Genomic DNA, 21,489 nt, shown 5'->3' with positions numbered 1-21,489 from the left:
GAAATATGCAAAGCAACGAATACATCCAATTCTTCGACGGCGGCATCGAACCGAAACTCGAAAACCTGGGCGGCAAGGGTGCTTCGCTGGTCACCATGACCTCCGCCGGCATGCCCGTCCCGCCCGGCTTTGTGGTCACCACGGCCCAGTTCGACGCGTTTATGGAGGAGGCGGGCATCACCCGGCATATCCACCAACTCCTCGCCGACCTGGACCCGGAGGACATGGGCCAGGTGGACAAGGTCTCCGCCGCCATCCGCGAAGACATCTGCTCCCGTCCGGTGCCCCAGGTCCTCCGCGAGCTCACCATCACCGCCTACGAGTCCCTGATGTCCCGCTTCGAGGCACCGGTTCCGGTGGCCGTCCGCTCCAGCGCCACCGCCGAGGACCTCCCGGACGCCTCCTTCGCCGGCCAGCAGGACACTTACCTCTGGCTCGACGGCGTCAAGGCCGTCACCGAGCACATCCGGCAGTGCTGGGCCTCGCTCTTCACTTCCCGCGCGATCATCTACCGGCTCAAGAACCTCATTCCCAACGAGGGCCTCTCCATGGCTGTTGTGGTGCAGAAGATGGTCAACGCCCGCGTCTCCGGCGTCGCCATCACGATGGATCCCACCAACGGCGACCGGTCCAAGATCACCATCGACTCCTCCTACGGGGTCGGAGAGATGGTGGTCTCCGGCCAGGTCACCCCGGACAACATCATGCTGGACAAGGTCACCCTGGCCGTCATTTCCGAACACCTCGGCGACAAGCACGCCGAACTCGTCCCGGACGCCGCAGCCGGCCGCCTGGTGGAGCGGGAGGTCGACGCCGAACGCCGCGGCCGCCGCAGCCTCAGTGACGCCGAACTCACCGCCGTCGCCCAGATGGCCAAGCGCGCGGAGAAGCACTACAAGTGCCCGCAGGACATCGAATGGGCCCTCGACACGGACCTGCCCGACGGCGACAATCTGCTCCTGCTGCAGTCCCGCCCCGAAACCGTGCACTCCTCCAAGCCGGTAGTCCCCTCCTCGGCGGACACCGGCGGCTACTTCAGCGGATTCAGCCCCGCGCCGGCTGCGCCCGCGGCTGGTACCACGACGACGGCGGCCGGCCCGGCGCCGTCGCCCACTGCTCCTGCCGCACCTGCCGGGTTCAGCCTCGGCAGCATCACCGCATCCCTGCTGAAGCCCTCCGTCTAACAAATTTGACCCGCTTGTCCGCTCCGTCACCCAGGCTCAATGCCGAGCCCGAATTGAAAGGACCGCCATGTCCCTGAAGTCCTTCCCCAAACCCTCCGAGCTTGCGGTCCCCGCCGGCGCCGAGGGCTGGGAAAAGATCTACCCGTACTACCTGGTCTTCCAGGACAAGCTCAAGGACCAGGAAGACGCCAAGTTCTGGTTCTGCGACAGCCAGCACTGGCCCACCGTGTTCAAGCCCTTCGAGACGATCGGCGGCGAATTCGCGGTCAAGTGCCTGGGCCAGTACAACGCCCGGCACCTGATGATCCCCAATGCCAACGGTATCGAGTTCCGCGTTCACCTGGGCTACCTCTACATGTCGCCCATCCCGGTGCCGGAGGACCAGATCGCCGCGCGTGTGCCCCTGTTCGAACAGCGGGTGGGCCACTACTTCCAGAACTGGGACCAGCTCCTCAAGCAGTGGCACGTCAAGGTCAAGGGCACCATCGACGAGATGGAAACTATCTCCTTCCCCAAGCTCCCGGACATGGTTCCAATGGAGGACATCCTCTCCGGCAAGGGCAAGGACGGATCCGAGAAGCTGCTGGAGAGCTACGACCGGCTGATCCAGCTGGCCTACCAGAACTGGCAGTACCACTTCGAGTTCCTCAACCTGGGGTACATCGCCTACCTGGACTTCTTCAACTTCTGCAAGCAGGTCTTCCCCAACATCCCGGACCAGTCCATCGCCACCATGGTCCAGGGCGTGGACATGGAACTCTTCCGCCCGGATGACGAGCTCAAGCAGCTCGCCAAACTGGCTGTCGAACTGCAGCTGCAGCCGCATTTTGGCAACACCGACGACGTCGCCGCCACCCTGGCTTCCATCGCGGCGGCCCCCGGCGGGGACCGCTGGACGGCCCAGTACGAGGCCGCCAAGGACCCGTGGTTCAACTTCACCGTGGGCAACGGCTTCTACGGCCACGACAAGTACTGGAACGAACACCAGGAAATTCCGCTCGGCTACATCGCCGACTACATCCGCCGGGTGGACGAGGGCCAGGAAATCATGCGCCCGGTCGAGGCCCTGATCATCGAGCGTGACCGCATCATCGAGGAATACCGGGAACTGCTCGAAGGCGAAAACCAGGGCCTCTTCGACGCCAAGCGCGGACTCGCCGCGACCGCGTACCCGTACGTGGAGAACCACAACTTCTACATCGAGCACTGGACCATGGGCGTCTTCTGGCGCAAAATCCGCGAACTCAGCCGCATGATGCAGGCCGAGGGCTTCTGGACCGAACCGGACGACCTGCTCTACCTGGGCCGCAACGAGGTCCGCGACGCGCTCTTCGACCTGGTCACCGGCTGGGGCGTCGGCGCCAAGCCGATCGGCCCTGACTACTGGCCGGAGGAGATCGAGCGCCGCCGCGGGATCGTGGACGCGCTCAAGACCGCCCGCCCGGCCCCGGCCCTGAACACCCCGCCGGAAATCATCACCGAACCCTTCACCCGGATGCTCTGGGGCATCACCACGGAACAGGTCCAGCAGTGGCTGGGCGCCGGCGAGGCGGTCGAAGGCGGCGGCCTGCGCGGCATGGCAGCCTCGCCCGGCGTCGTCGAAGGCCTGGCCCGCGTCATCACCGACGCGGACCAGCTCTCCGAGGTGCAGCAGGGCGAGATCCTGGTCGCCACGGTCACGGCACCGTCCTGGGGACCGATTTTCGGCAAGATCAAGGCCACCGTCACGGACATCGGCGGCATGATGAGCCACGCCGCGATCGTGTGCCGCGAGTACGGCCTCCCGGCGGTGACCGGAACCGGCTCGGCGTCCACCACGATCAAGACCGGACAGCGGCTGCGTGTGGACGGCACAAAGGGAACGGTCCGGATCCTCGACGCTGAGGAACCGGAGCTGCAGGTCGCAGGACCCGGGGCGCACAGCCACAGCCATGTCTGACTCGAATATGCCTGCTGCAGAATATGACGGTGCCGGCCAGCCGGCCCGCACCGTCCTGATCACCGGTGCCGCCGGCGGCCTCGGCCGGGCGTTCGCGCTCGGCTTCGGCCGCCGCGGCTACCGCGTGGCGGTGGCCGACGTGAACCTCGACGGCGCGGAGGAAACCGCCAGGCTGGTCCGGGACACCGGGGCCGACGCGGCCGCTTTCCACGCCGACGTCACGAGCGTGGACTCCACCGAAGCCCTCGCGAAAAGCTGCGCGGACTTCGGAAACGGGAGCATCGACGTCGTGATTAACAACGCTGCGGTGTACGCGGGGGTGACCCGGAGCCCGTTCGAGGACATCGACCCGGCCGAATGGGACCTGGTCATGAACGTGAACCTTAAGGGCCCCTGGCTCGTCACCCGCGCGGCGAGCCCGTACCTGCCGGACGGCGGCCGCGTCATCAACCTCTCCAGCGCCACGATCTTCAGCGGCTCGGAGCAGTGGCTGCACTACGTCGCCTCCAAGGGCGGCGTGGTGGCCCTGACCCGGGTGTTGGCCAAGGAACTGGGCCGGCGGGGAATCACGGTCAACGCGATCGCCCCCGGCTTCACGCTGACCGAGGCCAGCTACGGGCTGATGGAGAACGCCGAGAACTACGGTGTGGACCGCGGAGCGATCAAGCGGGCCAGCCAGCCGGAGGACATTGTGGGCGCGGCGCTCTTCCTGGCCGGGCCGGACAGTTCCTACTACACCGGCCAGACCATGGTGGTCGACGGCGGCCGCCAGTTCATCTGACCCTGCCCTTTTTGCCAACTTCCCGACTTCAACCCCAAGGAGGACCAATGCCAACGGTTCATTTCACCGACGCCGAAGGCGCCGTCCGCGACGTCCAGGGCAACCCCGGCGACTCCGTCATGGAAACCGCGGTGCGCAACGGCGTCCCCGGCATCGTGGCCGAATGCGGCGGCTCACTGTCCTGCGCCACCTGCCACGTCTTTGTCCGCGAGGACTGCCTCGCGCAGCTCCCGCCGATGGAGGACATGGAGGACGAGATGCTCTACGGCACCGCCGTGGACCGCGAGGACAACTCGCGGCTGTCCTGCCAGCTCCGGCTGACGGACGAGGTCGAACTGTTCGTCACCACACCGGAAACCCAGGTGTAGTGATGGGCACCCGCACCGCCGCCACTGAGCATGCCCCCGCAGCGCAGACCGCCGCCGGCGCCGCAGCGCAGCCGGACAGCACCACCCGCACCGGCCTGCTGATCATCGGCGCGAGCCAGTCCGGCGTCCAGCTCGCCGTATCCCTCCGTGCGCTCGGTTTCGACGAGCACATCACCCTGCTCGGTGACGAGGACCACCGGCCCTACCAGCGCCCTGCCCTGTCCAAGGAGTTCCTGCAGGGCACAGTTGAGAGCGAATCCCTGATTTTCCGCTCCAACGACTACTGGGCCGAGCACAACGTGGACCTGGTTAAGGGCGAGTACATCGTCAAGATCGACAAGGAGGCCGACGGTTCCGGGGTGGCGCACTCCTCCTCCGGCAGGCAGTTCCCCTTCAAGCGCCTGGCCCTCACCGTCGGCGCCCGTGCCCGGAAACTGGAGATCGAGGGCGGGGACCTCGACGGCGTGCTCTATCTGCGCAACGCCGACGACGCCCTGGCACTCAAGGCCAGGGTGGGCGACGCGCAGGACGTCGTGGTGATCGGCGGCGGCTTCATCGGCCTCGAGGCCGCGTCCAGCCTGCAGAAGATGGGCAAGAACGTCACCGTGCTGGAGTTCGGTCCGCGCCTGGTGGGCCGCGCCGTCGGCGAGGAAACAGCCGAGTACTTCCTGCAGGCGCACCGGGCCCGCGGCCTGGACATCCGGCTGAACACGAGCGCCAAACGCTTCACGGCGAGGGGCGCCGCAGGTGAAAAACAGACGGCCGTCGCCGGCGTCGAACTCCAGGACGGCACAGTGCTGCCGGCGCAAATCGTACTGGTGGGCATCGGGGTCATCCCCAACACCCAACTGGCCGAACAGCTCGGCCTGACCGTGGACAACGGGATCGTCGTGGACCGCTTCGCGCTGGCCTCGGACGGCACCACGGTGGCAATCGGCGACTGCGCCAACATGCCCAACCCCGTGCCCGGCTCGGCGCCGGGGGAGCGGATCCGGCTCGAAAGCGTAAACAACGCGATTGAACACGCCAAAGTGGCCGCCTACTCGCTCACCGGCCGGCGCGAGGAATACGCCGGCATCCCGTGGTTCTGGTCCAACCAGGCCGACCTCAAACTGCAGATCGCCGGGTTGTGCAACGGCTACGACCAGACCGTGCTGCGGCGCGATGAGGAACGCGGAAAATTCAGCGTCCTCTACTACCGCCAGGGCCAGGTCATCGCCGCGGACTGCGTCAACGCCCCGCTGGACTTCATGGCCGTGAAAAACGCCCTCGCCAAAGGCAAGAACATCCCCGCCGATGCCGCCGCGGACCCGGCCACACCCCTCAAGACGATCACCACGGACAGCTAACTCCACCCAGACAGTGAGTCGGCCCCACCCGAAGGAGCATTATGACCACCCCCAAGACCCCGGTCGCCGACGCCGACGCCGGCACCGGCACCGGCGCCGCGACCGGCACCGACAATCCTGCGGCTGCGGCTGCGGCTGCGGCCTTCGCCGCCGCGTACCCGGTCCGGCCGGTCCCCGCGCCGGGGCCGGTAGACACCGCCCCGATCGCAGCCACCCCAGCCGAGCTCGAGGAACTCGACAGTCTCTGGCAGGCCGTGGTGCACGAGACCCGCACCCGCGGCAACGACATCCACCTGCCCATCTCCCTCGCCTTCGCCGAACGGCTCTGCCGGGCCTACCCCGAGGCCGACGCCGAACTGGTCCGGGTGGCCACCCTGCTGCACGACACCGGCTGGGCCCACGTGGACGAATCCCGCATCATCTCCGAGGGCTTCACCGGCGACTGGCGCAAGGCCACCATCCGCTACGAACACGAAAAACAGGGCTGCGGCGTCGCCCGCCGGGTGCTGCCGGGCCTGGGCTACTCCGCGGAGTTCATTGAGCGTGTCTGCGCGATCATCGACGGCCACGACACCCGCCCGGTGGCGCAGTCGCTGGAGGACGCGTTGATGCGCGACGCCGACCGGCTGTGGCGCTTCGACCAGGCGGGGATTGCCCTGGCCTCCTCCTGGTTCAAGATGGATCCAGCCACCTACACGGACCGGCTGGCCACCGAAATCATCCCCGAGCTCATCACCCAGGCCGCCCACGACATGGCGACGGCGGACCTGAACCGCTCCACCGCGCTGCTCAAGACGGCGGTGATCCGGTGACTGCCGCCACGCACGACGCCCCCGCCTTGGCCGCCCGCGCCGCACTCACGCTGCCCTACACGCACGTGGACGACATCTTCATCGACGGCGCCTGGACCCCCGCACGCGGCACGGGACGCAACCCGGTCACCGACCCCGCCACGGGCGAAGTCTGGGGATCCGTCCCGGACGGCACCCCCGAAGACGTGGACGCCGCCGTCGCCTCCGCCCGCCGGGCTTTCGACGGCGGCGCGTGGCCGCGGCTGGCGCCGTCCGAACGTGCCGGGTACCTGCTGCGCATCGCCGAGGAAGTGGAGAAGCGCGCCGGGGAACTCTCGCTGACGAACACCCGCGAGAACGGCTCGCCCGTCTCCGAATCCGACGGGGCGGCCGCCAACGCCGCGGGAATCTTCCGCTACTTCGCCACCCTCGCCGGCTACCTGGAGCGCGAGGACGTGCGGCCGTTCCCCAAAGGCGGCGGCGAATCCGTGGTTCGGCGCGAACCCATCGGCGTGTGCGCGCTGATCGCCCCCTGGAATTTCCCGATCAACCTCGTGGTCATCAAGCTCGCCCCGGCGCTCCTTGCCGGCTGCACCGTGGTGATCAAACCGGCGTCGCCCACCCCGCTGTCGCTCCGGGTGATCATCGACGCCGTCGCCGCCGCCGGTGTCCCGGCCGGCGTCGTCAACCTCGTCACAGGTTCCGGCCGGCTGGGCGATGCGCTGGTGAAGCACCCGGGCGTGGACAAGGTCGCCTTCACCGGCTCCACCCCGGTGGGCCGGAAAATCGCGGCGGCCTGCGGCGAACTGCTGCGCCCCGTCACCCTGGAGCTGGGCGGAAAATCCAGCGCGATCGTGATGCCGGACGCGGACCTGGACGCGATGTCCAAGGTGCTGATCCGCTCCTCGATGCGCAACACCGGTCAGACCTGCTACATCTCGACCCGCATCCTGGCCCCCGCCAGCCGCTACGAGGAAGTAGTGGACATGGTCACCCGGACCATCGCCGCCGGCAAACAGGGCGACCCGCTGGACCCGGACACGGTCTTCGGGCCCTGCGCCACCGAGTCGCAGTACCGGACCGTGCTGGAGTACGTGGACGCCGGCCTGGCCGAAGGCGCCCGCGCCACTACCGGCGGGCGCGCGGCGGTACTCGGCGGCGGGCTCGAGGGCGGGTACTTCGTGGAACCCACCGTGTTCGCCGACGTCACCCCGGACATGCGGATCTCCCGTGAGGAGATCTTCGGCCCGGTCATCTGCATCCTGAAGTACAACGACGCCGGCGGCAGCGCCGATGAGGCCGTGGAGCTGGCGAACAACACCGAGTTCGGCCTCGGCGGGCTGGTGTTCGGCGGCGATCCGGAGGCGGCGCTGGCCGTGGCGGACCGGATGGACACCGGCTCGGTGGGCATCAACTTCTTCGCCTCCAACCACGCGGCACCCTTCGGCGGCCGGCACGACTCAGGCCTCGGCACCGAGTACGGCGTCGAGGGCCTCAACGCCTACCTGAGCTACAAGTCGATCCACCGGAAGGTCTAGCCACCGCCGTCGTCCTGCCCCCGTCCCGCCCCGCCGTCGTCCTGCCCCACCAACAGCAACGCGGGGTCACATCGCGCCCATCCGGAGGTCCCGGATGGGCGCGATGTGACCCCGCGTTGCCTCTGCGCACGGGCTTTCTGGCGCCGGAGGCCATCCCTGCATCGGGTAGATCGGCCCTACCGGCGGCTGCGGCCCCGGCCCATAATCGGGGGTATCCACCCCGTGCAGACTATGGAGGCGATCGACGTGTCGGTTTATACGCTGGGAATCTGGCTGGTACACCCGGGCCGGGAAAATGATTTCGTGCAGGCCTGGCGGGATCTGGCCCGGAAGACCCAGGAAGACTTCCCGCACGCGAAGGCCGTGCTGATGCATGACCGTAACGTCCGGAACCGGTTCGTCAGCACCGGCCCGTGGGAGTCCCTGGAACAGGCTGAAGCGTGGCGGGCGACCGAGATGTTCAAGCAGAGCATGGACGGCATGCGCGAGATGCTGGAGCATTTCGAGGCACGCACCCTGGACGAGGCCGCCAGCATCGGCTGGGATACCCCCTAGCCTCCCGGTTCCCCGGCTCCTCCCAACGCGGGGTCACTCCGCGCCCATCCGGGGCGCTCCGACGGGCGCTATGTGACCCCGCGTTGGTTTGGATCGGGGGAGCGGGGCTTCGCCGGCGCAGCCGCCGCCGGGGCAGGCCAACGGTCCTTGCGGCCGGCGACCCTTCGATATACCCGCTGGGGTATTATTGGGGGTACTAGGTGCGGCATTCGCGGCACCCCGATTTTGGAGATCCTATGTGCGCTGCAGTTCGTTGTAACCGATGCGGAAAAATCACCTGGGCCGGCTGCGGCGAGCATGTCGACTCGGTCATGGCCGATGTACCCCAGGACCAGCGCTGCACCTGCGACAACTGACGGAGACGGTGGCGGCCCGGGTTCTATGACCCGACGCCGGCCAGCGCCCTGAGTGCCTCGGGCAGGAGCGCGCTGTTGCGTCCCCAGACCGGGTCGAAGACCTCCACGTACCAGGAATCGGCCAGCAGCAGGGCGAGGGTTTCGTTGGCTTCCTCGGACCAGTCGCGGAGCTGGTCGTCGCCGACCGGGCCTTCGCTGCTGCCCAGCACCGTCACCACTTCACCGTCCCGCACGGTCACGGGGATGGCGGCCTGGCTGGCTTCGCCGGGGGCGTGCGCCACCGTCACGAGGTCGGTCCGGCCGGAGAGCTCCAGGAGTGCCGCCGCTGACTCGGCACTGCAGAACCCCGTCACGTAGGCGCGCTGCGCGTGCCCCCCGGCGAGCACGCCGGGTTGTGACTCCTTGGTGAACAGCCCGTTCCGGTTCAGTTCCGCGAGCCCGCCGGCGATGGCTTTCGTCTCGTCGTCGAAACCGGGGGTGAGGGTTCCCGGCTGGTATTCACTCCGGCCCTCCAGCCAGCGCGCGGTGAGCTCGCCGGCCGCCGGGATGGTGCCCGCCTGCCGCCAGACCTCACGGTCCGCCAGGAGCCGCCCGAACGCGTCACGTTCGGTGGTGTATCTGTCGTCTGCCATATGTGAACGCTACGCCTCCCTGGCCTTGGTATCCGCGGGGCTGGTCCCGGAATGCTGCCGCAGCAGCACGGCGAGGCGCTCGCAGCTCAGGCGCAGGGCCTCCAGCTCCCGCCGGCTGTACTCATCGATGGTGCGATGGATGAGTTCCGGGAACTCCCCGGCTTCCTCATCCACCTCGAACTCGTGATTGAGCGTGACTTCGGAGAGCCCCTCCGCCCGGCAGATCGCCCAGCCGCCGCCGAGGCTCAGCAGTGGATGTTCCAGCCCGAGCTGCCGGAACTCGGCGCGGTGGCCCTCGCTGTCAAAGACGCGGTGGCAGTGGCTGGAGTTCAGGGAGCCGTTGGCCGCGACGGACGTGCGGAGTTCGTGGCTGGCGTCGTCGCCGCTGACCCGCTCGGAGTAGACGGTAAGGCCGTCCAGGTACGGCCAGTGCGAGGAGTCGCGCAGCACGCTGAAGATGAGGTGGGCCGGTGCATCAATGGTGAGCCGGTGGGTTGTCCGGCGCGTGGTCAGCGACAAGTCCGACACCTCCTGTGATCTGCGGGCTTCTCATGCAATCTAGGCCAGTTGCGCCCGGCCGCGCAGAATTCTGTCCCACTGCGTCACGGCAGGCAATCTGGGGTAACACTGGGTCCCCGCGTGGGACCTCAGCAGTCGCCGGATGAACCCCGGTGACCCCCTGTATCCCTTGGTTTCACGGCGCTTTGACCGGTATTCCGCCGGCCCGGATAGTTGCTGGCACCAGCACTTCATCCGAGCCTTCCAAGGGGAGAACAATGACCAGAAACCCGCTCAAATCCGGCGTCACCGTGGCGCTCGCGGCCACCACCCTGCTGGGCCTCGCGGCCTGCTCCGATCCCGGCGCGGCGGCTGCCGGGAGCGCCAGCCCGACGGCGTCGTCGGCCACCGGCATCAAGCAGTTCAACCTCTCGCCGCAGCAGGACCGGATCAAAGTCACGGTCAACAAGGACGCCGCCGCGCTGGTCCCGGACGCGATCAAGCAGGACGGGAAGTTGACCGTCGCCGTCAGCCCGTTCGCGGCCCCGCTGGCTGTCTACGCCACCGACAACAAGACGCCGGTGGGCAATGAAGTGGACCTCGCCGTCGCGCTGGCGCAGACCCTGGGGCTGGAAGCCGACATCGTGCCGACCGCATGGGCAGACTGGCCTCTCGGCGTCGACTCCGGCAAGTACGAGGCCGTGCTGTCCAACGTCACGGTGACCGAGGAGCGCAAGTTCAAGTTCGACTTCGCCAGCTACCGCGACGACAAGCTGGGCTTCTACGCCAAGGCCGACAGCGCGATCAGCAAGGTCGAGACGGCCGCGGACGTCGCCGGCAAGCGTGTGATCGTTGGCTCCGGCACCAACCAGGAGTCCATCCTGCTGCGCTGGGATGAGGAGAACAAGGCCAAGGGCCTGAAGCCGGTCGAGTTCCAGTATTACGACGACGACTCCGCCTCCCAGCTGGCCCTGCAGTCCGGCCGCGCGGACCTTACCTTCGGCCCGAACGCCACGGCGGCCTTCAAGGCCGCCTCGGACGCCAAGACCAAGCTCGTGGGACTTGTCGACGGCGGCTGGCCGCTGAAGGCGAACATCGCCGCCACCACCAAGCAGGGCAACGGCTTTGCGGTGGCCGCCGCGGCCGGCCTGAACCACCTGATCGAGGACGGCAGCTACGCCAAGATCCTGGACCGCTGGGGCCTGAGCTCCGAAGCCGTGGCGAAGTCCGAGGTCAACCCGGCGGGCCTGCCCAAGAAGTAGCCCCCAGGGCAAACGCCCACCCAACCGCAACCACCAACGCGGGGTCACATCCCGCCCATCCCGAAGGGGATTATGGGCGCGATGTGACCCCGCGTTGTGTTAGAGGTGCTGTTCCCAGAGGGTCAGTTGCAGCCGGACGAGGCTGTTGCCGCTGCTGTCCGTAGCGGCGTCGACGGCGGTGCCGGAGTCCTGCTCGCTCATCGTCTAGGCCCTCGCCGTTGCTGCCCTGGACGCAGGATCGACCGGTCCGGCCGGGTCAGCGGTGGCATCCGGGCGGGCCGGGGTGGCCAGCCCGAGATTTTCCCGGAGCGTGGTGCCGGCATACTCCGCCGGGTACACCCCGCGTTCCTGCAGGGCGGGAACCAGGTGGTTGACGATGTCGTCCAGCCCGCTGGGGATGAGCCAGGGCGAGATGTTGAACCCGTCCACAGCCCCGGTGCGGGCGTACTCCCCGAGGCGGTCCGACACCTCCGCGTACGAACCGGTGAAGGTGGAGTCGCCGCGGGAGGTCCTCGCGGAGACGAACTGGCGGATGGAGAGGCCCTTGTCCTTGGCTTCCGCGCGCCACTGGTCCGCCAGCTGACGGGCCTTCGCGCCGTGGAAGCCGCTGCCGCGGGTTTCGGAGGTCTCCTCCACCACGGGATCGATTTCCGGCAGCGGGCCGTCCGGGTCGAAACCCTGCAGCTCGCGGCCCCAGAACTGCTCAAGGTAGGCGATGGCCTGCTGCGGGCCGATCTGCAGCTCCCTTACCCAGGCCTTCTTCTCGAGTGCCTCCCGCGGTGTGGCGCCCAGGATGAACTCACTGGCCGGCATGATCTTGACGTCGTTGGCGCCCCGGCCGGCCTTGAGCGTTCGGTCGACGATGTCGCTGCGGAACTGCAGGGCGTCTTCAAGCTGAGGGTGCGCGGAGAAGATGACATCCGCCTGGCGGGCCGCGAAGTCGCGGCCGTCGGGTGAATCTCCGGCCTGGAACAGGACCGGGCGGTACTGGGCGCTGCGCGGCAGCCGCGGGGTCACGTCGACGGCGTAGTGCTGGCCGGTGTGCCGGACCCGGCGGACGGCGCCGGGTGCGGCCCAGCGGTCCGCGGAGGCCGAGGGTGCGATGGCGCCGTCGTCCCAGGCGTCCCAGATCCGCTTGGCCGTTTCCACGAACGCTTCGGCGTGCACGTACCGGTCTGCATGGTCGAGGTAGCCGCCGCGGCGGAAGTTCGCCCCGGTCCAGGCGTTGTCCGTGGTGACGATGTTCCAGGCCGCGCGGCCGCCGGAGATCAGGTCCAGGGAGGAGAGCCGGTGGGCCAGGTCCGCCGGGTCGTTATAGGTGGTGTTCTGGGTGGCGACCAGGCCGATGTGTGTGGTCACGGCGGCGAGGGCGGCCAGTGCGGTCTGCGCGTCGGGCCGGCCGGCGACGTCGAGGGCATGCGGGCGGCCGAGGTGCTCGCGCAGCCGCAGCCCCTCACCGAGGAAGAACGCGGAGAACAGCCCGCGCTCGGCGGTCTGGGCGATCCGCAGGAAGGATTCGAAGTCCGTCTGGGAGCCGGAGTCCGCCGATTTCCAGATGGTTCCCGAGTTGACGCTCTGGAAGAAGACGCCCAGGCGGAGCTGCCCGGACGGCGTGAATGCCCGGTCCGGATTCGTAGTGTGGGTCACGGTTCTCTCCCTAGTTTCCTGCGTTGACAGTTGCGGCGGATGCGGCGGATGCGGCGGCTGCCCGTGCGGCGGCCGGGGCGTAGCAGCTGGCGGGCCGAGCCAGGCCCAGCTGCTCGCGGAACGTGCCGTCCCGGCCCGCCGGGGCCAGGACGCCGCGGCGGCGCAGTTCCGGCAGAACCAACCGGCTGAGTTCCTCGAGGTCAGTGTCCAGGACGGCCGGGTGCAGGCGGATGCCCTCGGCAGCGGCACGTTCGCCGGCGGCGGGGGATGAAAGCAGGCCGGTGAGCAGTTCGATGAGCTCAGCCGCGGAGCCGAGGAAGCGCGCCCGCGGGCTTTCCCACGGGGTGTGCGCGTCCAGGGCGGCGAGCCTCGCGGCTGCGCCTTGCCCGCGGGAGTCGAGGACGACGTCGAGTTCGGCGATGAGCGCCGGGCCCCCCGCAGCGCCGAACGCGGCGAGGGCCTTCCGTGTTTCCTTGAGTTCGGCGGCGAGCAGTTCCGGGGTCGGGGCGGAGACCAGAAGCGCGTCGACGGCGCCTGCGGCGAGCACCTCCGGCGCGAGCAGGCCGGCCGGTGCCAGCACGGGAAGCTGGCCCTGGAGCGGGCGCGGAATAATCGAGGGACCCTTGACGGAGTAGTTCCCACCGTCAAAATCGATGTAGTGGAGCTTCTGCACGTCCAGGTAGCGCCCGGTGGGGACGTCGCGGATCACTGCGTCGTCCTCCCAGCTGTCCCAGAGCCGGCGGCCGACCTCGATGGCGTCGGTGGCCTCCTGCGCCAGGCGGCCGCCGCTGACCGGTTCGCGGCCGACGGCGGCGGCATCGGCGGAGCTGGTCGAGGCAGCCACGAGCCAGCCGGCCCGGCCGCCGGAGACATAATCCAGGCTGGCGAGCTGCGTGGAGATATGGAATGGCTCCGTGTAGACCGTGTCGACCTCCGGGATCAGCGCGATGGAACGCGTGACCGGACCGGCGAAGGCGGCGCGCTGCAGGGCGTTGAGCCGGGCAGCGGCGTCGGCTGGCCGTTCGCCGTCATCATCTGCCAGCGGGGAATCACTGAAGGTGGCGGCGTGGAACCCGGCGCTTTCAACGGCCAGGACCACCTCGCGGAGCCGGCCCGGGGTCAGCACCGCGGCGGGAGCCGTGCGGGCGGCGCGCCAGGCGGCCGGGTGGCCGCCCGCACCGTCGAGTTCAAGGATCAGCAGGCCGCGGCCCCGGGCGGAAGGCCGGGGGGAACTCGAATCGGGGGTGGAGCTCATGATGCGTCCTGACGTTCGTAGGGAATCTGTTCCCCGGCTTCGACGGCAACCGGCAGGCGGTTCTCCGACGGCGGGAGCGGGCAGGTGGCGAAGTCGGTGTAGGCGCAGGGCAGGTTCACGGCCCGGTTGAAGTCGAGTGTGACGGTGCCGTCCGGGCCGGGTGCCGCCACGGTGAGGGAGCGGTTGGCCGCGTAGGTGGTCGCGCCCGACGTCGCGTCGGTGAACAGCACGGACAGGGTGCCCGGGGTGTGCCCGTTGAAGGCGGTGAGGACCAGGTCCTGACCGCCCAGCCGGAAACGGAGCTCGCCGGGCGCCTCGTAGACGTGCCGGATCCCCTCGACGGCGGCTCCGACCGTGGTACTGCACGGCTCCGGGAAGGGCGCGAATATGCCCGTTACGGAATATTCAGGATCCGGTGCGTAGGCGGGTGTTCCCCGGTAGCTCGTCAGCAGCGGATGCAGCGGATGCCGCGGCCGCACGACATAGTGGCCGCCGCGTTTGGCGAGTTCGATCACGGTGTGCCCGGCGCCGGCATCGTCCACGCGCAGGTTGAGCCCTTCACGCTCGGAAACCGGACCGAGGAAGACGGTGGCGCCGGTGCCGTCGGGGTTGAGTTCCTGCCCGTCGCGGAGGACGCGTTCGCCCGCCCGCAGAACCAGGCGGACGACGTCGTTCTCCACACTCCAGGTGCCGGGCGCGCCGTCGAGCCGGGTGGGGGAGGCGTCGAGCCAGTGCAGGTGGGTGACGGCCAGGAAGCCGTGCGGGTCCGCCCGGTGGCGCTCATGGGCGGCGTGCCAGGCGGCCCAGTCGGCGGTGAATGCCTCAGCCGCGAATGCCTCCGCGGCGGATTCGGCGGCAACGGCGGTGGCGGTTTCAGTGGGCGTAGGCATGGGCGCTCCTGTGGCTGGTGTGGTCGGCGGTGATGCCGGCGGCGGCGCCGGGTTCGGTGGCGGCTGTTTTGCCAGCGAACCCGACTGCCGGACGGCCGGCGAAGGGATCACCCTCGCCCCAGAGAGTGGTCGGCGCCGCGGCACGGACCGCCGGGATGACTTCCAGCGCAAACCGCTCCAGGATTTCCAGCTGCTGCTCGAAGGGCTGCGTCGTGGGCAGGGCAATGGACTGCAGGTCGTGCCGGTAGAGCTCGTGGTAGCTGAGGATCTTGTCGATCACCTGTTCCGGGCTGCCCACCAGCGCGGGGCCTTCGGCGACGGCGTGGTCGATGTCCCGGTACGGCGAGTTGTTCCCGGGGACATTGCGGCCGGCGGTGAGCGCCTCATAGACCGGGCCGAACTGCCGCTTCGCCTCCTGCGTGGTGTCCGCGATGAACACCCCGCCGGCACCCGCGCCCGAGCCCAGATACTGGTGCTTCGGGTCGTGGCCGTGGCGTTCATACTCCGCGCGGTAGTGCTCGATCAGCACGGCGTAGTTCTCGCGCGGCTGGATCGCGTTGGCGGTGAACAGCGGGTCGCCCCAGCTGGCGGCCAGCGCGGCTGAGGTCAGGCTGGTCGCCGAGCCGTGCCAGACGCGCGGCGCCCCGGCGAACGGACGCGGCGTCGTGGTGGTCGGCTCGGTCAGCGCCGGGCGGAACTTCCCGGACCAGGTGACGTTCTCCTCGGTCCAGAGCCGCCGCAGCAGCCCGTACTTTTCCGCCAGCAGCTCCCACTGGTCGTCGATGTCCAGGCCGAAGAGCGGATACTGCAGCACCTCGTTGCCCTTGCCGATCACGAGTTCCAGCCGGCCGCGGCTGAGCTGGTCGATCGTGGCGTAGTCCTCGGCCACCCGCACCGGATCCAATACGGAGAGCACGGTGACGCCGCTCTGCAGCCGGATGGTGCTGGTCACCGTGGCGATGGCCGCCAGCACCGAAGTGGGGGAGGAGGAGATGAACTCGCCGGCGTGCCGTTCCCCGACGGAAAAGCTGTCATAGCCGAGTTCCTCGGCGCGCTGCGCCGTCCGGACCACCTGGTTGAGCCGGTCGGCGGTGGAAACGATCTCCCCAGTGACCGGGTTCTTCAGGTGGGGAATGATGTCCAGGACCTGGAATTTCACGGTGTTTTCCCTGCCTGGGGGGTCCCGAAGTTCGACTCCGTCACGGTCTTGGACTCCGGGAGGGCCTCTTCGGACAGGCCCCAGCGCTCAAGGACCTTGCCGTAGGAGCCGTCCTTGATGGCGGAGTTCAGCGCGTCGGTGATGGCAGGGGCCAGGCCGTTGCCCTTGAGGGTGGTCGCGGCCACGAGGGTCTCGGACGGCCAGCCGGCGTTGACCTGGCCCACCACCTTCAGATCATCGCGGGTGTTCTCGCGGTAGGTCACGGAGGGGAAGGGGGCAATGTTCAGGTCGGTGCGGCCCGAGGACAGCGCGAGGATGGTGTCGGCGTCGGAGGAGTAGTACTGCAGGACTGCGGGAGCCTTCCCCTTGGCTTCGAGTTCCTGGTTCCACGCGATCAGGATTTTCTCCTGGTTGGTGCCGGAGCCCACCGAGATCTTCAGCCCGGAGATGTCGTCGGAGCCCCTGATGTTGTAGCTGGAGTCTTTCTTCGCCTCGAAGCCCATGTACGCGGCGCGGTAGCTGGAGAAATCGAACAGCTTCACCCGGGCGGCATTGATGCCCACGTTGGAGAACACGGCTTCGAAGTCGCCGGACTGGGTCTTCAGCGGCCAGTTTTCCCACGAGGTCACCTGGACGTCCAGTTCCAGGCCCAGCTTGTCCGCGACGAGCTGGGCGATATCGAGTTCGACGCCGATCGGGGCCTTGTCGTCGCTGGCGTGGAAGGACAGCGGGATGGAGCCGGCGGTGGTGGCCACCGTCAGCTTGCCGTCTTTGTTGATCAGCTCGGGGACCTCTGCGGCCAGGGCCGGGTCCTTCTCCGCACGGATGCGCTGCTGGTCCGGGGAGGTGTTGTAGACGACGCCGTTCCTGGCCGCCGTCGTGGCCGGCTGCGCACCTGCCGCCGCGGCGCCCGGATCGGAGCAGGCGCTCAGCGCCAGCGTCCCGGAGAGAGCGCCGAGGACGGCGACGGCGGGAAGCGCCGTGAGTTTGCGGAAACGGGACGGTCGGGTGCTGGGGTTTGCCATGACGGGTGTTCCTTAGATGTTGAAAGCGGGTTCGATGACCTTGGAGAAGAAGCTCCGGGTGCGTTCTTCGCGCGGGTTGGAAAAGATGTCCTGCGGGCTGCCTTGTTCCACGATCTGGCCCTGGTCCATGAAGACCACGGTGTCTGCGACGTCGCGGGCGAAGCCCATCTCGTGGGTGACGATGATGAGCGTCGTGCCGGACTTGGCGAGTCCGCGGATGACGTCGAGGACCTCGTTGACCAGCTCCGGGTCCAGGGCCGAGGTGGGTTCATCGAAGAGCAGGATCTTGGGTTCCAGGGCCAGTGCGCGGGCGATCGCCACCCGCTGCTGCTGGCCGCCGGAGAGCTGGCGGGGGTAGGCGCCGGCGCGGTCCTTCAGGCCCACTCGGTCCAGGAGTTCCAGGCCGCGTTCCCGGGCCTGTGCCTTGGAGAGGCGCGGCTTTCCGGAGCGCGGGGCGACGACGGGTGCTTCCGTCACGTTTTCCAGCGCTGTGAGGTGCGGGAACAGGTTGAAGTTCTGGAACACCATGCCGATTTCGGTGCGCTGCTTCAGGACGTCCTTTTCCCTCAGCTCGTGGAGGGTGCTGCCGCGGACCTCGTAGCCCACCAGCGTCCCGTCGATGGCGATGAAGCCGCCGTCGACCTTTTCCAGGTGGTTGATGGTGCGCAGCAGGGTGGACTTGCCGGAACCGGAAGGGCCCACGATCACGGCCACGCCGCCCGGCTCGACGGTCAGGGTGATGCCCTTGAGGACCTCTACGGCGCCGAAGGACTTGCGGACTTTGGTGATTTCCACCAGGCCGCGGGTAGGTCCGGCAGCGGGGACGCCGGCGCCGCCGGTGGCTGCGGGGATGTCGGTGGCGATGATGCTCATCGGGTGACCTTTGCTGAGTTGTCGGCAGAGAGGGCGTGGATGGACAGGAACCTGCAGGCCTTCTGCAGCGGGGTCAGCGGCAGGGTGCGGACCGCGCCCTTGGAGTAGTACCGCTCGATGTAGTACTGGAAGACGCTCAGCACCGAGGTGATGACGACATACCAGAGGGTTGCCACGAGCAGCAGCGGCAGGACCTGCTGGGTCCGGTTGTAGATGACCTGGATGGTGTAGAAGAGCTCGGAGTAGGCCAGGACGTAGACGATGGAGGTGCCCTTGACCAGGCCGATGATCTCGTTGAAGGCCGTGGGCAGGATGGCGCGCATGGCCTGCGGCAGGACGATCCGGGTGGAGCGCCGCCAGGCCGGGATGCCAAGCGCCGAGGCGGCTTCCAGCTGGCCCTGGTCCACAGAGAGGATGCCGCCGCGGATGATCTCGGCCGAGTACGCCGCCTGGTTCAGGGTCAGGCCAAGCACCGCCGCCGCGAACTGGCTGATCAGCGTGGTGGTCTGGATCTCGAAGAACCGGACATCGGTGAAGGGGATGCCGAGGCTGATCTTCTCGTACAGGTAGCCGAGGTTGTACCAGAGCAGCATCTGCACCAGCAGGGGAGTGGACCGGAAGATCCAGGAGAAGGTCCAGGACACGGACACCAGCAGCGGGGACGCGGACAGCCGCATGAGGGCCAGGATGAAGCCCAGAATGAAGCCCAGGATGCCGGAGATGGCGGTCAGTTTGAGGGTTTCCAGCAGTCCGTCCACGATCGACTTCGCCGTGAACCACTGCGCCACGACCCCCCACTCCCAGCGCGGATTGGTGGCGAGTGACCAGGCAATGCCCGCGACGCCGAGGGCCACCACTGCGGTGCCCACCCAGCGCCAGGGGTGCCGTGCCGGAACCACCCGGTACTCGGCGTAGTCGGTGGCCGGGCCGCGGTTTGCTGCCCCGGATCCGCCCCCGGACGCGCCGGCGGATCCGCCCAGGGATCCCTCGGTGACCGCCGCCGCCGAACCGGCAGCAACCGCCGCGGCCGCCTCGGTCACGGCATCAGTGTCGCCGGTTGTGGGTGTGGTTGATGTGCCGGCGGACGCCGGCCCGGCTGCGGACTGGGCCACCTTGGTTGTCGGACTCATGCGCCACCTCGCTTCTTCCAGTTGCTTCGTAGGGGTCGGGATTCCTGCAAATCTAGGGGCGCCCCCGGGGCCCGGCAAGGCGGGTTGTTGCATTCGTTCACGGGGCTTCTTGCGGCGTCATGAGTCGGTTTTTTGCGCTTTTTGACGCGCCGTGACGCGGGGTGACCAGCCGTGACCGGCGCCTCGACCGGTGCCGCCGGACCTGCCTAGCATGGGGGCCCTGAAGCACCCGAAGTGTGCCTTCCCGAGGAGGAGCCCCATGCCAGCGAATGCCCCTACTGTGGTCTTTGTCGGCGGCGGCCCCCGCGCGGCCGGCATCCTGGAGCGCCTGGCGGCCAACCGGCCGGAGCTCTTCGATGCCCCCGTGAACGTCCACGTGATCGAGCCGCACACCGCGGGCTCCGGGCGGATCTGGCGCTACGAACAGCATCCTGGCCTCATGCTCAACTCGGCCGCGGCGGACGTCACCATGTTCACCGACTCGTCGGTGTCCTGCGGGGGTCCCGTGGCGGACGGTCCGGCTCTGGCCGACTGGGCCGCCGGCGTCCTGGACGGCTCCATCGCGGACGTCCCGGAACTGCCGGCGGAGCTGCGGCGCCAGCTTAAGGAGCTCTCCGGCGCCACCTTCCCCACCCGGCAGCTCCAAAGCGCCTACCTCGAATGGTTCTTCCGGCACGCGGTGGCCCGGCTCGGCCCGGACGCCACCGTCACCGTCCACAAGGACACCGCGGTCAGCATCGACTCCGTCCCCACCACCGCAGGGGAGCACGACGGCGGCGGGTACCTCGTGCGGTTGGCCGGCGGCGCGGCGCTCGCGGCCGACGTCGTGGTCACCGCCCTGGGACACACGGACTCGCTCCCCGGCGCGGAGTCCGCGGCGTGGGCGGACTTCGCCGCCCGGCACGGCGGGTTCCATGCGGCGCCCAGCTACACCACCGACGTCGACTATTCACCGGTCGCCCCGGGCCAGGACGTGATCGTCTCCGGCATGGGCCTGGCGTTCGTGGACCTGCTGGTCCTGCTGATGGAGGGCCGGGGCGGACGGTTCGAGGAGCGGCCCGATGGCGGCTTGGCGTACCTGCCGTCCGGCGCCGAACCACGGATCTGGGCAGGATCCCGACGGGGAGTGCCCTACCATTCCAAGATTTCCTCGCAGCTGCGCGGCGAACCCGCCGGGGCCCCGCGCTACTTCACCGCGGAGGCGGTGGCTGCCCTCCTGGCCGAACACGGCGAGCTGGATTTCCGCAGCCAGCTCTGGCCGCTGATCGCCAAGGACACCGGCTACGGCTACTACCGGGAGCTGTTCACCGGCTACCCGGAGCGCACCAGCCTGGGCTGGACCGAGTTCGCCAAGCGTTTCGACGCCGTGGACTGGTACAGCCCGGAGCGCACCCGGCTGGTGGCCGCGGCGGTCCCGGACGAGGGCCTGCACCTGGACCTCGAGCAGCTGGACCACCCGTTCGCCGGCCGGGAATTCACCGGCCCGGCGGACATCGAAGCCGCCGTCACGGCCCACATCGAGCACGACCTCCGGCTGCGCACCGGGCCGGACCACTCCGAAACCCTGGCTCTCTTCACCGCGCTGCTCAAGGTCTACATGGAGCTGGGCCGCCTCGTGCCGCCCGAGCGCCTGAACTCCCGCTCGCAGCGGGCGGTCCACGGCTGGTGGCACGGGTTCTTCAGCTTTGTCGACTCCGGACCGCCGCCGCGCCGGCTCCGCGAGATGCTGGCCCTGCACAAAGCCGGAGTCCTGCGGTTTATCGGCCCCGGGCTGGAGATCAGTGCCGAGGAGGAATCCGGCCGGTTCGTCGCCACCTCGGCCCGGGGCGGGGTCATCGTCCGCGCCGCCGCGCTGATCGAGGCCCGGCTTCCGGCACCGTCCGTGGCCCGGTCGGCCAACCCGCTGCTGCGCCAGCTGCACCGCTCCGGCTTCGGCGCCGAGCAGCAGCTCCTGAGCGCCGACGGCCTGCACTCCACCGGGCGGCTGCTGGTCTCGGACCACCACGAGCTGCTCAGCCCGGTCGGGGAACGACGCCCCCGGCTGTTCGGTGTGGGACCCGGAACCTCCGGCTGGGGCGCAGGGGCCTTTGCCAGGCCCGGCACGAACGCGGCGCCGTTCCGCGAAAACGACGCCATCGCCCGGCGCATCCTGACCGTCCTGGCCGGGGCTCCCCGCCGTCCGGAGCGGCCCGAAACCGGGGCAGTCCATCCGGCGCCAGTGCGGTCTGCGCCGGCCACCAGCCAGGGAAAGGCCTGA

General features: G+C 68.8%; 19 protein-coding genes. 10 read left to right on the top strand and 9 right to left on the bottom strand.

Annotation, left to right across the window (positions count from 1 at the left end; translation table 11 throughout):
- The first annotated feature begins 5 nt into the window (after nt 1-5).
- The 8 genes from QCD75_RS07550 to QCD75_RS07515 all read left to right on the top strand — a co-directional run bounded on the left by QCD75_RS07550 (nt 6) and on the right by QCD75_RS07515 (nt 8,505).
- Entirely contained in the window at nt 6-1,184 is a 1,179-nt protein-coding gene (locus QCD75_RS07550; protein ID WP_301227213.1) for a PEP/pyruvate-binding domain-containing protein, read from the top strand.
- A 67-nt stretch (nt 1,185-1,251) separates the two neighbouring features.
- Nucleotides 1,252-3,123: a PEP-utilizing enzyme gene (locus tag QCD75_RS07545; RefSeq protein ID WP_301227212.1), complete on the top strand. Its 1,872-nt coding sequence runs from the start codon at nt 1,252-1,254 to the stop codon at nt 3,121-3,123.
- A gap of 7 nt (nt 3,124-3,130) precedes the next feature.
- The gene (locus QCD75_RS07540; RefSeq protein ID WP_301227210.1) at nt 3,131-3,904 is read left to right on the top strand and encodes an SDR family NAD(P)-dependent oxidoreductase; all 774 of its coding nucleotides are present in this window, start codon (nt 3,131-3,133) and stop codon (nt 3,902-3,904) included.
- Between the two features lie 47 nt (nt 3,905-3,951).
- Nucleotides 3,952-4,272, top strand: coding sequence for a 2Fe-2S iron-sulfur cluster-binding protein (locus tag QCD75_RS07535; RefSeq protein WP_301227209.1), 321 nt, complete (start codon nt 3,952-3,954; stop codon nt 4,270-4,272).
- A 2-nt stretch (nt 4,273-4,274) separates the two neighbouring features.
- Complete coding sequence (locus QCD75_RS07530) at nt 4,275-5,621, top strand: NAD(P)/FAD-dependent oxidoreductase (protein ID WP_301227207.1); 1,347 nt, start codon at nt 4,275-4,277, stop codon at nt 5,619-5,621.
- 41 nt (nt 5,622-5,662) lie between these two features.
- The gene (locus tag QCD75_RS07525) at nt 5,663-6,433 is read left to right on the top strand and encodes an HD domain-containing protein (RefSeq protein WP_301227205.1); all 771 of its coding nucleotides are present in this window, start codon (nt 5,663-5,665) and stop codon (nt 6,431-6,433) included.
- Nucleotides 6,430-7,950, top strand: coding sequence for an aldehyde dehydrogenase family protein (locus tag QCD75_RS07520; protein ID WP_301227203.1), 1,521 nt, complete (start codon nt 6,430-6,432; stop codon nt 7,948-7,950). Before QCD75_RS07525 ends, QCD75_RS07520 begins: the two co-directional genes overlap by 4 nt.
- Before the next feature lie 231 nt (nt 7,951-8,181).
- The gene (locus QCD75_RS07515; protein WP_301227201.1) at nt 8,182-8,505 is read left to right on the top strand and encodes an antibiotic biosynthesis monooxygenase; all 324 of its coding nucleotides are present in this window, start codon (nt 8,182-8,184) and stop codon (nt 8,503-8,505) included.
- Between the two features lie 379 nt (nt 8,506-8,884).
- Here the strand turns inward: QCD75_RS07515 and QCD75_RS07510 are convergent, their stop codons facing one another.
- Nucleotides 8,885-9,493 carry a DUF6919 domain-containing protein gene (locus QCD75_RS07510; protein ID WP_301227199.1) on the bottom strand — a complete coding sequence of 203 codons (609 nt, stop codon included), beginning with the start codon at nt 9,491-9,493 and terminating at the stop codon, nt 8,885-8,887.
- 9 nt (nt 9,494-9,502) lie between these two features.
- Entirely contained in the window at nt 9,503-10,012 is a 510-nt protein-coding gene (locus QCD75_RS07505; protein WP_301227197.1) for an SRPBCC family protein, read from the bottom strand.
- A gap of 257 nt (nt 10,013-10,269) precedes the next feature.
- Between QCD75_RS07505 and QCD75_RS07500 the strand changes: the two genes are divergently transcribed.
- Nucleotides 10,270-11,253, top strand: a complete 984-nt coding sequence (locus QCD75_RS07500; RefSeq protein ID WP_301227196.1) for an ABC transporter substrate-binding protein — start codon at nt 10,270-10,272, stop codon at nt 11,251-11,253.
- A 204-nt stretch (nt 11,254-11,457) separates the two neighbouring features.
- Here QCD75_RS07500 and QCD75_RS07495 read toward each other — a convergent pair whose 3' ends face one another.
- Genes QCD75_RS07495 through QCD75_RS07465 form a run of 7 tightly spaced genes read right to left on the bottom strand, consistent with a single transcriptional unit; the run spans nt 11,458 to nt 19,232 of the window.
- Complete coding sequence (locus tag QCD75_RS07495) at nt 11,458-12,900, bottom strand: NtaA/DmoA family FMN-dependent monooxygenase (RefSeq protein WP_301227194.1); 1,443 nt, start codon at nt 12,898-12,900, stop codon at nt 11,458-11,460.
- A 10-nt stretch (nt 12,901-12,910) separates the two neighbouring features.
- Entirely contained in the window at nt 12,911-14,155 is a 1,245-nt protein-coding gene (locus QCD75_RS07490; RefSeq protein WP_301227192.1) for an LLM class flavin-dependent oxidoreductase, read from the bottom strand.
- A complete protein-coding gene (locus QCD75_RS07485; RefSeq protein WP_301227190.1) occupies nt 14,152-15,045 on the bottom strand; it encodes a DUF1684 domain-containing protein in 894 nt (297 codons plus the stop codon). Before QCD75_RS07485 ends, QCD75_RS07490 begins: the two co-directional genes overlap by 4 nt.
- The gene (locus QCD75_RS07480) at nt 15,029-16,204 is read right to left on the bottom strand and encodes an LLM class flavin-dependent oxidoreductase (RefSeq protein ID WP_301227188.1); all 1,176 of its coding nucleotides are present in this window, start codon (nt 16,202-16,204) and stop codon (nt 15,029-15,031) included. The genes QCD75_RS07485 and QCD75_RS07480 overlap by 17 nt, the downstream gene beginning before the upstream one ends.
- Nucleotides 16,201-17,229 (bottom strand): ABC transporter substrate-binding protein, encoded by a 1,029-nt coding sequence (locus tag QCD75_RS07475; protein WP_301227186.1) that lies wholly within the window; start codon nt 17,227-17,229, stop codon nt 16,201-16,203. The genes QCD75_RS07480 and QCD75_RS07475 overlap by 4 nt, the downstream gene beginning before the upstream one ends.
- A 12-nt stretch (nt 17,230-17,241) precedes the next feature.
- The gene (locus QCD75_RS07470) at nt 17,242-18,102 is read right to left on the bottom strand and encodes an amino acid ABC transporter ATP-binding protein (protein WP_301227185.1); all 861 of its coding nucleotides are present in this window, start codon (nt 18,100-18,102) and stop codon (nt 17,242-17,244) included.
- Nucleotides 18,099-19,232 carry an amino acid ABC transporter permease gene (locus tag QCD75_RS07465; RefSeq protein WP_301227183.1) on the bottom strand — a complete coding sequence of 378 codons (1,134 nt, stop codon included), beginning with the start codon at nt 19,230-19,232 and terminating at the stop codon, nt 18,099-18,101. The genes QCD75_RS07470 and QCD75_RS07465 overlap by 4 nt, the downstream gene beginning before the upstream one ends.
- A gap of 259 nt (nt 19,233-19,491) precedes the next feature.
- Between QCD75_RS07465 and QCD75_RS07460 the strand changes: the two genes are divergently transcribed.
- Nucleotides 19,492-21,489 carry an FAD/NAD(P)-binding protein gene (locus tag QCD75_RS07460; protein ID WP_301227181.1) on the top strand — a complete coding sequence of 666 codons (1,998 nt, stop codon included), beginning with the start codon at nt 19,492-19,494 and terminating at the stop codon, nt 21,487-21,489.

The sequence above is a fragment of the Arthrobacter sp. PsM3 genome (assembly GCF_030433895.1).
GTDB lineage: Bacteria > Actinomycetota > Actinomycetes > Actinomycetales > Micrococcaceae > Arthrobacter.
Note: the sequence above shows the minus strand (reverse complement) of the source record. Positions and strands in the feature narration are given on the sequence as shown.

Coding starts and splice junctions, on each gene's coding strand:
- QCD75_RS07460 (WP_301227181.1), top strand. CDS start 19,492: ATGCCAGCGAATGCCCCTACTGTGGTCTTTGTCGGCGGCGGCCCCCGC.
- QCD75_RS07545 (WP_301227212.1), top strand. CDS start 1,252: ATGTCCCTGAAGTCCTTCCCCAAACCCTCCGAGCTTGCGGTCCCCGCC.
- QCD75_RS07465 (WP_301227183.1), bottom strand. CDS start 19,232: ATGAGTCCGACAACCAAGGTGGCCCAGTCCGCAGCCGGGCCGGCGTCC.
- QCD75_RS07525 (WP_301227205.1), top strand. CDS start 5,663: ATGACCACCCCCAAGACCCCGGTCGCCGACGCCGACGCCGGCACCGGC.
- QCD75_RS07475 (WP_301227186.1), bottom strand. CDS start 17,229: ATGGCAAACCCCAGCACCCGACCGTCCCGTTTCCGCAAACTCACGGCG.
- QCD75_RS07490 (WP_301227192.1), bottom strand. CDS start 14,155: ATGAGCTCCACCCCCGATTCGAGTTCCCCCCGGCCTTCCGCCCGGGGC.
- QCD75_RS07550 (WP_301227213.1), top strand. CDS start 6: ATGCAAAGCAACGAATACATCCAATTCTTCGACGGCGGCATCGAACCG.
- QCD75_RS07470 (WP_301227185.1), bottom strand. CDS start 18,102: ATGAGCATCATCGCCACCGACATCCCCGCAGCCACCGGCGGCGCCGGC.
- QCD75_RS07530 (WP_301227207.1), top strand. CDS start 4,275: ATGGGCACCCGCACCGCCGCCACTGAGCATGCCCCCGCAGCGCAGACC.
- QCD75_RS07540 (WP_301227210.1), top strand. CDS start 3,131: ATGCCTGCTGCAGAATATGACGGTGCCGGCCAGCCGGCCCGCACCGTC.
- QCD75_RS07485 (WP_301227190.1), bottom strand. CDS start 15,045: ATGCCTACGCCCACTGAAACCGCCACCGCCGTTGCCGCCGAATCCGCC.
- QCD75_RS07515 (WP_301227201.1), top strand. CDS start 8,182: ATGGAGGCGATCGACGTGTCGGTTTATACGCTGGGAATCTGGCTGGTA.
- QCD75_RS07535 (WP_301227209.1), top strand. CDS start 3,952: ATGCCAACGGTTCATTTCACCGACGCCGAAGGCGCCGTCCGCGACGTC.
- QCD75_RS07500 (WP_301227196.1), top strand. CDS start 10,270: ATGACCAGAAACCCGCTCAAATCCGGCGTCACCGTGGCGCTCGCGGCC.
- QCD75_RS07510 (WP_301227199.1), bottom strand. CDS start 9,493: ATGGCAGACGACAGATACACCACCGAACGTGACGCGTTCGGGCGGCTC.